This window comes from Pseudomonas sp. CFBP13528 (assembly GCF_005233615.1).
Lineage (GTDB): Bacteria > Pseudomonadota > Gammaproteobacteria > Pseudomonadales > Pseudomonadaceae > Aquipseudomonas > Aquipseudomonas fluorescens_AM.
On sequence record NZ_QGAJ01000008.1, the window covers coordinates 60,349 to 71,314 of the forward strand.

Annotated in this window: 9 protein-coding genes and 2 riboswitches; of the genes, 4 read left to right on the forward strand and 5 right to left on the reverse strand. The window is 63.1% G+C overall.

Annotated features, from left to right (window positions below):
- Positions 1–5 precede the first annotated feature (5 nt).
- From PspCFBP13528_RS16455 to PspCFBP13528_RS16470, 4 genes are all read right to left on the reverse strand, one after another.
- Positions 6–1,004, reverse strand: coding sequence for an AAA family ATPase (locus PspCFBP13528_RS16455; RefSeq protein ID WP_137200722.1), 999 nt, complete (start codon positions 1,002–1,004; stop codon positions 6–8).
- On the reverse strand, positions 1,004–4,765 hold the full coding sequence (gene cobN, locus PspCFBP13528_RS16460; RefSeq protein WP_137200724.1) for a cobaltochelatase subunit CobN: 3,762 nt from the start codon (positions 4,763–4,765) through the stop codon (positions 1,004–1,006). Before cobN ends, PspCFBP13528_RS16455 begins: the two co-directional genes overlap by 1 nt.
- 2 nt (positions 4,766–4,767) lie before the next feature.
- The gene (gene cobW / locus PspCFBP13528_RS16465; RefSeq protein WP_137200726.1) at positions 4,768–5,841 is read right to left on the reverse strand and encodes a cobalamin biosynthesis protein CobW; all 1,074 of its coding nucleotides are present in this window, start codon (positions 5,839–5,841) and stop codon (positions 4,768–4,770) included.
- A 92-nt stretch (positions 5,842–5,933) separates the two neighbouring features.
- Positions 5,934–6,134: riboswitch (cobalamin riboswitch) on the reverse strand.
- Positions 6,135–6,180: 46 nt separating this feature from the next.
- On the reverse strand, positions 6,181–7,617 hold the full coding sequence (locus PspCFBP13528_RS16470) for a M10 family metallopeptidase C-terminal domain-containing protein (RefSeq protein WP_153227156.1): 1,437 nt from the start codon (positions 7,615–7,617) through the stop codon (positions 6,181–6,183).
- 183 nt (positions 7,618–7,800) lie between these two features.
- Positions 7,801–8,029: riboswitch (cobalamin riboswitch) on the forward strand.
- 96 nt (positions 8,030–8,125) lie between these two features.
- On the opposite strand from PspCFBP13528_RS16470, the gene PspCFBP13528_RS16475 reads away from it, so the two are divergent.
- The 4 genes from PspCFBP13528_RS16475 to cobM are packed head-to-tail and all read left to right on the forward strand — an operon-like array spanning position 8,126 to position 10,236.
- Positions 8,126–8,314: a CbtB-domain containing protein gene (locus PspCFBP13528_RS16475; RefSeq protein ID WP_065949644.1), complete on the forward strand. Its 189-nt coding sequence runs from the start codon at positions 8,126–8,128 to the stop codon at positions 8,312–8,314.
- Positions 8,315–8,325: 11 nt separating this feature from the next.
- Positions 8,326–9,030: a CbtA family protein gene (locus PspCFBP13528_RS16480; RefSeq protein ID WP_137200728.1), complete on the forward strand. Its 705-nt coding sequence runs from the start codon at positions 8,326–8,328 to the stop codon at positions 9,028–9,030.
- Positions 9,027–9,449, forward strand: a complete 423-nt coding sequence (locus PspCFBP13528_RS16485) for a cobalamin biosynthesis protein (protein WP_137200730.1) — start codon at positions 9,027–9,029, stop codon at positions 9,447–9,449. The genes PspCFBP13528_RS16480 and PspCFBP13528_RS16485 overlap by 4 nt, the downstream gene beginning before the upstream one ends.
- A 40-nt stretch (positions 9,450–9,489) precedes the next feature.
- Positions 9,490–10,236 carry a precorrin-4 C(11)-methyltransferase gene (gene cobM, locus PspCFBP13528_RS16490; protein ID WP_065949641.1) on the forward strand — a complete coding sequence of 249 codons (747 nt, stop codon included), beginning with the start codon at positions 9,490–9,492 and terminating at the stop codon, positions 10,234–10,236.
- Between the two features lie 143 nt (positions 10,237–10,379).
- Here cobM and nfuA read toward each other — a convergent pair whose 3' ends face one another.
- The gene (nfuA, locus tag PspCFBP13528_RS16495) at positions 10,380–10,964 is read right to left on the reverse strand and encodes a Fe-S biogenesis protein NfuA (RefSeq protein WP_003190728.1); all 585 of its coding nucleotides are present in this window, start codon (positions 10,962–10,964) and stop codon (positions 10,380–10,382) included.
- Positions 10,965–10,966 lie beyond the last annotated feature (2 nt).

Consider the following 10,966-nt stretch of genomic DNA (forward strand, 5'->3'; position numbering starts at 1 on the left):
AATGCCTAGGGCTTTTTTGGCCAGGCGGGAACATCGCGGCGGGGCCCGGTGGGCAGGGCCGGCGCGGGCATATCGCCCCATTGGCCCTGGCCCGGCGAGGGGGCCGAGGGTTGGGGGGCTTGGGCCTGGTTGGGCGGACTGGCCGCCGGTGCCTGCTCCTGGCGTCGATGACGCAAGGCAAATTCCGCGACCGCGTCTATATCTTCCTCGGCGATAGCGCCGGCCCCGCGCCAGGCGGCATGCGCCCTGGCGCCGCGCAGCCACACGAGGTCGGCGCGCATCCCGTCCACGCCTGCGGCAAAGCAGCGCTGGGTAATCTGCTCCAGGGCACGGTCATCCAGCTCGATACTGTCAAGGCGTGCGCGCGCCTGGGTGCAGCGTTCGCGCAAAGCGGCTTGCGGCAGCGCCCACTGTTCACAGAACGCGACGGGGTCACTGTCGAAATCCAGGCGACGACGGATGATCTGCCCACGCTCGGCCGGCAACGTCTGCCCGCTCAAGGCCACGTTGAAGCCAAAGCGGTCGAGCAGCTGCGGGCGCAGCTCTCCCTCTTCCGGATTCATCGTGCCGATCAGCACAAAACGCGCCGCATGCCGATGGGAGATGCCATCACGTTCGATCAGGTTAGTGCCACTGGCAGCCACATCAAGCAACAGATCGACCAAATGATCAGGCAGCAAGTTGACTTCATCAACGTACAACACGCCACCATCGGCTTTGGCCAGCACGCCGGGGGAAAATTGTGCACGGCCCTCGCCGAGCGCGGCGTCCAGGTCCAGGGTGCCGACCAGGCGCTCCTCGGTCGCGCCCAGGGGCAAGGTGACAAACTGCCCGCTGGCGAGCAGGTCCGCCAGGCCACGGGCCAGGGTGGACTTGGCCATGCCGCGCGGGCCTTCGATCAGCACACCGCCGATCCTGGGATCGATCGCGTTCAGGCACAGCGCCAGTTTCAGCTCATCGGCAGCGACCACGGCGGCCAGAGGGAAATGCGCAATATCGGTCATCAACTGTCTTCTTCCATATCCAGCAACAGGTTTTCCAACGCTTCGCGGTAAGCGCCGGGCGCTTGCCACATGCCGCGCTGCTGGGCTTCGAGCATGCGCTCGGTCATGTCGCGCAGGGCGTCGGGGTTGTGCTGTTGCACAAACGCGCGGGTGTCAGGGTCGAGCAGGTAGGCGTCGGCGAGCAGCGCGTATTGGTGATCATCGATCAACGCGGTGGTGGCGTCGAAGGCAAACAGGTTGTCCACGGTCGCAGCCATTTCAAACGCGCCTTTATAGCCGTGACGCTTCACGCCTTCGATCCACTTCGGGTTGGCCGCACGGGAACGCACTACCCGATTCAGCTCTTCCTTCAAGGTGCGGATTTTCGGCAGGTCCGGCTGGCTGTGATCGCCATGATAGCTGGCGGCCTTGTCGCCGCTCAGGGTTTCCACGGCGGCGAGCATGCCGCCCTGGAATTGATAGTAATCATTGGAGTCGAGCACGTCGTGCTCGCGGTTGTCCTGGTTCTGCAGCACCGCCTGCACCTGGCTCAAGCGCTGGGCGAATTGCCCACGGGCAGCGGTGCCTTCGTCGGCGCCGCCGTAGGCGTAGCCACCCCAATTGAGGTACACCTCGGCCAAGTCCTCGCGGCTTTGCCACAGGCGACCGTCAATCGCGCCCTGCACGCCCGCGCCATAGGCGCCTGGCTTGGCGCCGAAAATGCGCCAACCGGCCTGTTTCGCCGCGGACGCTGCGTCCAGGCCCGACTCAAGCAGCGCTTGGCGCTCACTGCGCACCTTGGCGGCCAGCGGGTTCATGTCATCCGGCTCGTCCAGGGCCGCCACCGCTTGCACCGCCGCATCGAACAGGCGGATCAGGTTGGCGAACGCGTCACGAAAGAAGCCGGAGACGCGCAGCGTCACGTCGACACGCGGACGGTCCAACAGGCTGATCGGCAGAATTTCGAAGTCATCCACGCGCTGGCTGCCGGTGGCCCATACCGGGCGCACGCCCATCAGCGCCATGGCCTGGGCGATATCGTCGCCACCGGTGCGCATGGTGGCAGTGCCCCACACCGACAGGCCCAGTTGGCGCAAATGATCGCCGTGGTCCTGCAGGTGCCGTTCAAGCAGCAGATTGGCCGACTGGAACCCGATGCGCCAGGCCGTGGTGGTCGGCAGGTTGCGCACATCCACGGTGAAGAAATTGCGCCCCGTGGGCAATACATCCAGGCGCCCGCGACTCGGCGCGCCACTGGCACCGGCCGGCACAAAGCGACCACCCAGGGCGTCCAGCAGGCCGCGCATTTCTGCCGGGCCGCAGGCATCCAGGCGCGGCGCCACGACAATGCGCAAGCTTTCGACCACCGCCTTCACCTCTTCCCAGCCGGCTTCCTCCAACTGCTCCAGCGGCCCCTCCAGCGCCTGCTCGATCAAGCGCATCGCGTAGAGCTCCAGGCGCTCGCGGGTGTCACCGGCGGTGCGCCACAGCTGTGCGTCGAGCGTGCGCAACACTTCCGGCTGACGCCCGGTCCACGGCTCTGACAGCGCGCAGTCCAGCGGATCGAAACCCAGCTCGAACGCCTTGGCCAACACCCGCAACAGGCTCGATTGCGCGCCACGGCCATCGCCACGGGGAATGCGCAGCAAGGCCAGCAAGGTATCGATACGCAAGCGCCCCGCCGGCGACTCGCCAAAGATATGCAGGCCGTCGCGGATCTGTGATTCCTTCAAGTCACACAGGTAGGTGTCCAGGCGCGGTAACCAGATGTCGGCATCGGCCTCGCCGTCCAGCTCCAGTTCCTGATCGATACGGGTTTCGCGCACCAGCTTGAGGATGTCTTTCTGCAATTCCAGCGCGCGTCGCGGGTCGAGCAACTGCGCTTCGTAATATTCGTCGGCCAGCAATTCCAGGTCGCGTAGCGGGCCGTAGGTTTCGGCGCGGGTCAGGGGCGGCATCAGGTGGTCGATGATCACCGCCTGGGTACGCCGCTTGGCCTGGGCGCCCTCGCCCGGGTCATTGACGATAAAGGGGTAGATATTCGGCAGCGGCCCGAGCAGCACGTCCGGCCAGCAGTTTTCCGACAGGCCCACGCCCTTGCCGGGCAGCCATTCGAGATTGCCGTGCTTGCCCACATGAATCAGCGCATGCGCGCCGTAGGTTCGGCGCAGCCAGAAGTAGAACGCCAGATAGCCGTGGGGCGGCACCAGGTCAGGGTCGTGATACACCGCGCTCTGATCAACCTGATAACCCCGCGCCGGTTGAATACCGACGAAGGTCTGGTCCAGGCGCAGGCCGGCGATCATCAGCCGGCCGTCGCGGCACATCGGGTCCTGATGCGGTGCGCCCCAACGCGCGAGCACGGCCTGGCGATTGGCTTCAGGCAGGCGCTGGAACATCGCTTCATAGTCGTCCAGGCCCAGGCTTTGATGGCACGGGCGCAGGTCGAGGCTGTCCAGGTCGTTGGTGACGCCGCCCAGCAATGCGTGGATCAAGGCGGTGCCGCTGTCCGGCAAGGTGGACGGCACCGGGTACCCTTCGGCTTGCAACGCGCGCAGGATGTTCAGCGCTGCCGCCGGCGTATCCAGGCCCACGCCGTTGCCGATACGGCCGTCGCGGGTTGGATAATTGGCCAGGATCAATGCGACACGCTTGTGCGCATTCGGCAGCCGAGCCAGCTCGACCCAGCGGCGCGCCAGTTCGGCGACAAAATCCATGCGCTCGGGCGCGGCGCGGTAGCAGACCACGTCCGACTGGCTGCGCTCACTGTGCCAGGCCAGGTCCTTGAAGCTGATCGGCCGGCTGATGATGCGCCCGTCCAGCTCTGGCAAGGCGATATGCATCGCCAGGTCGCGGGGGCCGAGCCCTTGTGCGCTGGCTTCCCAGCCGGGTTGGTTATCCTGGGCGCAGATCGCCTGAATTACCGGGATATTGCGCCGAAACGGGCGCAGGTGCGGTGCTTCCGGGCTGGATTGGGCAAAGCCTGTGGTGTTGAGTATCACCGCGGCTTGCACCTCGTCCAACAGGTCCTCGACCACCGTGAGGCAACCGGGCTCTTTCAAACTGGCCACTGCGATGGGCAACGGGTTCAGGCCCGCTGCCTGCAAGCGCTGGCAGAACACATCGATAAACCCGGTATTGGCCGCCTGCAAGTGGGAGCGGTAGAACAGCACCGCAGCCACGGGGACGTCGGCGCGCCAATCCGCCTGCCAGTCATTGAGGCGGGCATTGGCTCTGTGGGGGTGATAGATCGCCGTACGCGGCAAGGTTTGCGGCTCGGCCCAGGCATAGTCGCGGCCCAGATGGGCACTGGCCAGACAGTGATAAAAGTCCAGCGCATTGCCCAGGCCCCCCTGGCGCAAAAAGTGCCACAGACGCTCGCGCTGTTCGGCGGCGACGGTGCTCAGGCCGCTGAGTTCCGGGTCCGGACGATCATCCCCCGGCATCAGGATCAGCGTGACGCCGCGCTCGGCCAGTTCCACCAGGCGCTCGATGCCGTAGCGCCAATAACCGATGCCGCCATGCAAGGAAATCAGGATGACCTTGGCGTGGCGCAGCACCTCATCGACGTACAGGTCGACCGAGGCGTGGTTCTGCACCTGCATCGGGTTGGCCAGGCGCAGGCTGGGGTAATCCTCGGGCAATTGCTGCGCCGCTTCGGCGAGCAGCGCCAGGCTGGAGTCGCCGCTGCACAGGATCACCAGTTCGGCAGGGGTTTGGCCAAGGTCGGCGATAGTGTCGTCCGCGACGAAACCACCGGGCTGGGTCCTGAGCAGGTGCATGGTTAAACGCTGAGGGCAGCGCGCAGTTGCGCTTCAAGGCCCACGGCATCCAGTTCCTGGCCGATCAGCACCAGGCGCGTGGTGCGTGCTTCTTCCAAGCCCCAGGCCCGGTCAAAGTGCTTGTCGAAGCGCGTGCCCACGCCCTGGATCAGCAGGCGCATCGGCTTGTTCGGGATCGCAGCGAAACCTTTGACGCGCAGGATGCCGTGCTGCACCACCAGTTGGGTCAGGGCGTCGAGCAACAGGGCTTCGTCGGCTTGAGGCAGGTCGATTGAGATCGAGTCGAAGGCGTCGTGATCGTGGTCGTGATTAAGGGGGTCCTCACCGTCGTGGTGATGATCATGATGGCTGTGGCGAGCATCAATGTGCTCCTCCGAGCCCGCACCCAGGCCAATCAGCACGTCCAACGGCAGGCGACCGCTGCTGGCTTCGATGATCTTCACCGCCGGCGGCAGCTCTTCAGCGACTTCCAGGCGCACGCGGGCCAGGTCTTCGGCGCTGATCAGGTCGGATTTGTTGAGGATCACCAGGTCGGCGCTGGCCAATTGGTCGGCGAACAATTCGTGCAAAGGCGACTCGTGGTCCAGGTTCGGGTCGAGTTTGCGCTGGGCATCGACTTGATCCGGGAACGCGGCGAAGGTGCCGGCAGCCACGGCCGGGCTGTCGACCACGGTAATCACCGCGTCCACGGTGCACGCATTGCGGATTTCCGGCCATTGGAAGGCCTGGACCAATGGCTTGGGCAAGGCCAGGCCCGAGGTTTCGATGAGAATGTGGTCAAGGTCGCCGCGTCGGGCCACCAGTTCGCGCATCACCGGGAAGAACTCTTCCTGAACGGTGCAGCACAGGCAACCGTTGGCCAGTTCGTACACGCGGCCGTTGGCTTCTTCCTCGGTGCAACCGATGGAACACTGCTTGAGGATTTCACCGTCAATGCCCAGCTCGCCAAACTCGTTGACGATCACGGCAATGCGACGGCCCTGGGCGTTGTCGAGCATATGACGCAGCAACGTAGTCTTGCCCGAGCCGAGAAAGCCGGTAACGATGGTGACGGGGAGTTTGGCCAGTGTTTTCATCGGATGCCCTTTGGGGCGGGCATACGGGACGACAGGCCCTGCGGCGGCGCGCAGCAGCGGGTTTCGTCACCGGATCACCCCGCCCGGTTGAATTGAAAAATCGATTGCGAGGCAGGTCTCCTGGCTTGGGGCTTGCGGGTCTTGCGACCGGCGCCGGCTGCGCCTTCCCGCCGTATCGGCAGTGGCATTGCAGTCAGGTGAACCCTTCACAGTTGCGGGGGCAGCCGCGGCTTGTACCGCGTTCCCTTCTTAGCTTCGGCCGCAGCCGAAGAACCTCGAGCAGGCAAGGCTACGCAGTGCGCGGTCTGCGGTCAATGTCCCGTAGCCGCGATGAAAGGTTCAGGCGTAGTGATAGCTGACAGGTACATCGCCAACAATATCGGTATGCAGTATTTGCCCCTGGCTCTCGAGGTACAGGTCAATCTCGCCATTGCCGGTCAAGTCGAGTACGACCCACGACTCGTTCGTGTGCGGATCGTAGCCCACGCCCACCTCGCCTGCCCGCCCGGTGAACTGGCTGACGAATGTCAGCGAACGGATGTCATGTTTGCGCAACAGCGCGCCAATATCGATTTTGTCCTGACCACTGACAAAGTCGGTCACCTGGTCCGGGGCGTACAACGTCGAATCACCGGCATTGTCGTATACAAACGTATCGCTGCCCGCACCGCCGCGCATGCGGTCCGCGCCGGCGCCGCCTTTGAGGCGGTTGTCGGCGTCATTTCCGATCAGCACGTCATTGCCCGAACCACCGATGGCGTTTTCCAGGACAACGCCCTTGGCGATGGACACATTGCCCTTCATTCCCCCTACGTCGCAGAAGGATTCGGCACGCAAGTTGATCACCTGGTCCTGATGATATCCGGAGAAGTCCAACGTATCGTTGCCACCCCCATCCCAGACGCAAAAGACAGCACGGTTGCGCGATGAACTCAAGGACAGGTCGTCTCGCTGGGTATTGGAGTTGAACCCGTAGGTGGTATCGCTGTTACGGGTCTGGTGATTGGCACCATAGACCCGCTGAGACCAGGCAATGTCAGCCATCAACGGCGACGAGGCATGTTGGCCCTTGAAGTCCTGACCGGTATTGCTCGGCGCAAAATAACTCATGACGGAGTGGCCCCGACTGTCTTGTGCGTAGGCGGCGTGGTCTGCATAGTTGGAAGGCCCCCACGACGCATCATAATTGCCCGTATGCGCGGCGCCCAATGTGTGTCCGATCTCGTGAGTGAGCGTTTGGCGCGCGAAGCTGTTGACTGCCGGCGCGCGGTTATCCGAATAGTCGGGGTTAACCCGTACCCGTCCTTGATAACTCGAGAACAAGCCGTCCGCCACCGGTGGCTGCTGGTTGTCACTGTTGACGAACCGCAGCCGCGCTTCAGCGTCAACAGCATCTTCTTCAAACTTGATATTCGCCACATCCGCCCAGGATTGCATTGAACGTCTGGCCTGTGCTTTTTGTGTTTCGTTAAACTTGCTTTCCTGTGATGCAACTTCATTAAACGTATAACCGACCCGCACGACGCCATCGCGATTGCTGTCTGTCAACCGACGCCCCCTCCTGTCAATGTTGCGCGCCATCGCCTCCGTAGACCACGAGGGTTTACCGGAGCCTGCGCGATAGTAGGGATCGTCGACACGCAAGGATGTGTCCCAAAGCGCGGGGGCGTTGGCGCCTGGACGCTGTTGGTCGTCGGGTGCGCAGCCGTGTTGCGGCTGATGACTATATTCGGACACATTACCCGGATTGAAAACACGTCGAGATACATACGTCATAAATAAGCCTCCTATCCCTAATGACACTTCAACTTCCAGGGGCCACCTTCCAACACGCGACAATAAAAATAAAGCATGAGCACGCCCTTAACCAATTAAGGATATTGCCTATTGGTTGCTCAGCAGCACTGAGCGCTGCGCCAACCTGTGCCTCAATTGACGCCCAGGTCTGGCCCGTGTTTTCCTATGCATCTTGTTTCGGGTGCCCTTCACAGGGTGAAACGGGAAACCGGTGACCCATGCCTTGATTGATCAGAGGCATGAACAGTCCGGTGCTGCCCCCGCAACGGTAAGCGAGCGAAGCGTCAAATCCACTGTGCCTGTGCATGGGAAGGAGACGCTTGTCAGGCCGATTCTTTCCAGAGCCGTCCCCTCGCAAGCCCGGAGACCGGCCCGAAAAATTCAGATAACAAACCCGCGGTGGGCGGGCGCTGTTCAGAACCCTGCGTGCCCGGCTCGCGGGGTTCTCATGCGCTCGTTTCACTCAAGACACCTGAAGGGACGCGCCATGTCGATCACCAGCAGTACCTCGCACACCGCCAGCAGCACCTCTACCCTGAGCCAACGCCTGAGCGCCGCCATCGGCGCGTCGATCCTCGGCGCGTGCCTGGTGTACTTCGCCGGTTTCTCGCATATCGAGGCGGTGCACAACGCCGCCCATGATACCCGGCACAGCGCCGCGTTCCCGTGCCACTGAGGCCTGCCGAGATGATCAAGCGTATCGCGCAAACTGCGGGCTTCACCGGCCTTCTGGCTGCCCTGTTGCTGACGCTGCTGCAGAGCTTGTGGGTCGCTCCACTGATTTTGCAGGCGGAAACCTTCGAAAAGGCCCCATCGGCCACCGAAGTCACCCATGAGCACACCGCAGGCGCGCCTGCACACACCCATGACGCCGAGGCCTGGGAGCCGCAGGACGGCTGGCAACGCGTGCTGTCCACCACCGGCGGCAACCTGGTGGTAGCGGTCGGGTTTGCGCTGATGCTGGCCGGGCTCTACACGTTGCGTGCCCCCACTCGCACCGCCCAAGGTTTGCTGTGGGGGCTGGCCGGTTACGCGACCTTTGTGCTCGCCCCCACCTTGGGCCTGCCACCGGAGTTGCCGGGTACCGCCGCCGCAGACCTGGCACAGCGCCAGATCTGGTGGGTCGGCACCGCCGCCTCGACGGCTGCAGCAATTGCGTTGCTGGTGTTCGGGCGCAACGGGTGGCTGAAAGTACTGGGTGTGGCAATTCTTGTGGTGCCCCACGTGATCGGCGCACCGCAACCCGAGGTGCATTCGATGCTGGCACCGCAAGCCCTGGAAGCGCAGTTCAAGATCGCTTCGCAGTTGACCAACGTTGCGTTCTGGCTGGCCCTGGGCTTGATCAGCGCCTGGCTGTTCCGCCGGCACCGCGACGGCTCATACCCGGCATGACCCTGGTCGTCGGCCTGGGCTGCCAGCGAGGCTGTAGTGCCCAGGCCCTGCTGGCGCTGGTTGACAGTGCCCTCGCCGAGGCCGGAATCGACCGTCAGCACCTGAGCGCATTGGCAAGCATTGAGCGCAAGCAGGATGAGCCAGGGCTTTTGGCACTGTCTCGGATCCTGAACGTGCCACTGCTGTGTTTCAGTGCCGCGCACCTGAGCGCTTATGAGGAACGTCTGAGCCACAAATCCGCCGTCGCTTTTGCCCATACCCAGTGTCATGGGGTTGCCGAAAGCGCCGCGCTGGCCCTGGCCGAGCAGCTCGCCAGCGCCCCTGTCCGGCTGCTGATCACTCGCCGCAAAAGCGCGCAGGCCACCTTTGCATTGGCCGGCGTCGACGCTAACCCGGATAATCACCCCACCCGATCTTGAGCATTGTTCATGCTCGTGCGCACTCCAACAGGAATCTTGCATGACCGTTTACTTCATCGGCGCAGGTCCCGGCGACCCGGAACTGATCACCGTCAAAGGCCAGCGGCTGATCCGCAGTTGCCCGGTGATCATCTACGCCGGCTCGCTGGTGCCCGCAGCGGTACTGGAAGGCCATCAGGCGCAGCAGGTGGTCAACAGCGCGGAACTGCACCTGGAACAGATCATCGACTTGATCAAAACGGCCCACGCCAACGGCCACGATGTGGCGCGTGTGCATTCCGGCGACCCAAGCCTGTATGGAGCGATTGGCGAACAGATCCGTCACTTGCGTGAGTTGGGCATTGCGTTCCAGATCATACCCGGCGTCACGGCGGTGGCAGCCTGCGCGGCGTTGCTGGAAACCGAGCTGACCCTGCCGGATATCGCCCAGAGCGTAATCCTGACCCGCTATGCCGATAAAACCAGCATGCCCGCCGGTGAAGACTTCGACAGCCTGGCCCGCCACGGCACGACCATGGCGATTCACCTGGGGGTCAATCACCTGGAGAAGATCGTCGCCGAGCTGCTGCCGCACTATGGCGCCGATTGCCCGATCGCCGTGGTGCACCGCGCGACGTGGCCGGATCAGGACTGGGTGGTGGGTTCGCTGAGTGATATTGCCCGGAAGGTCGAGGCCAAAGGCTTTCGACGTACGGCGCTGATTGTGGTGGGGCGGGTGCTGGCCAGTGACACATTCAGTGAGTCTTCACTGTATCGGGCGGGACATGTGCATCTATACCGACCTTGAGTTTCTACGTCACACCGCTATCGGGGGCAAGCCCCCTCCCACACTTGATCCTTATTGTTAGATAGGTATCACAACCGACTGAATTTCAAGCAGAAAAAACGGCGCTCACGGGGCGCCGTTTTTCGTCGCAGTGAACACCTTACTCAGTAGTAGGCGTTTTCTTTCTGCGTGTGGTCGGTCACGTCACGTACGCCCTTGAGCTCGGGAATGCGTTCGAGCAAGGTCCGCTCGATACCTTCGCGCAACGTCACGTCCGCCTGGCCGCAGCCTTGGCAACCACCACCGAATTTCAATACGGCAATACCGTCATCCACGACGTCGATCAGGCTCACCTGGCCGCCGTGGCTGGCCAGCCCCGGGTTGATCTCGGTTTGCAGGTAGTAGTTGATGCGCTCGTTGACCGGGCTGTCGGCGTTGACATTGGGCACCTTGGCGTTCGGGGCCTTGATGGTCAACTGGCCGCCCATGCGGTCGGTGGCGTAATCGACCACGGCGTCATCGAGGAAGGCTTCGCTGAAGGCATCAATGTACGCGGTGAAGCTTTTCAGCCCCAGGGCGGTGTCTTCAGGTTTCTCTTCCCCCGGCTTGCAGTAGGCAATGCACGTCTCGGCGTACTGGGTACCGGGCTGGGTGATAAAGACGCGGATGCCGATACCCGGGGTGTTCTGCTTGGACAGCAGGTCAGCCAGGTAATCGTGGGCGGCGTCGGTAATGGTTATGGCAGTCATGG

Bases quoted from the DNA above. Each gene is read 5' to 3' on its own strand.
- nfuA (WP_003190728.1), bottom strand. From the start codon at position 10,964: ATGACTGCCATAACCATTACCGACGCCGCCCACGATTACCTGGCTGAC.
- PspCFBP13528_RS16470 (WP_153227156.1), bottom strand. From the start codon at position 7,617: ATGACGTATGTATCTCGACGTGTTTTCAATCCGGGTAATGTGTCCGAA.
- PspCFBP13528_RS16455 (WP_137200722.1), bottom strand. From the start codon at position 1,004: ATGACCGATATTGCGCATTTCCCTCTGGCCGCCGTGGTCGCTGCCGAT.
- PspCFBP13528_RS16485 (WP_137200730.1), top strand. From the start codon at position 9,027: ATGACCCTGGTCGTCGGCCTGGGCTGCCAGCGAGGCTGTAGTGCCCAG.
- cobN (WP_137200724.1), bottom strand. From the start codon at position 4,765: ATGCACCTGCTCAGGACCCAGCCCGGTGGTTTCGTCGCGGACGACACT.
- cobW (WP_137200726.1), bottom strand. From the start codon at position 5,841: ATGAAAACACTGGCCAAACTCCCCGTCACCATCGTTACCGGCTTTCTC.
- PspCFBP13528_RS16475 (WP_065949644.1), top strand. From the start codon at position 8,126: ATGTCGATCACCAGCAGTACCTCGCACACCGCCAGCAGCACCTCTACC.
- PspCFBP13528_RS16480 (WP_137200728.1), top strand. From the start codon at position 8,326: ATGATCAAGCGTATCGCGCAAACTGCGGGCTTCACCGGCCTTCTGGCT.
- cobM (WP_065949641.1), top strand. From the start codon at position 9,490: ATGACCGTTTACTTCATCGGCGCAGGTCCCGGCGACCCGGAACTGATC.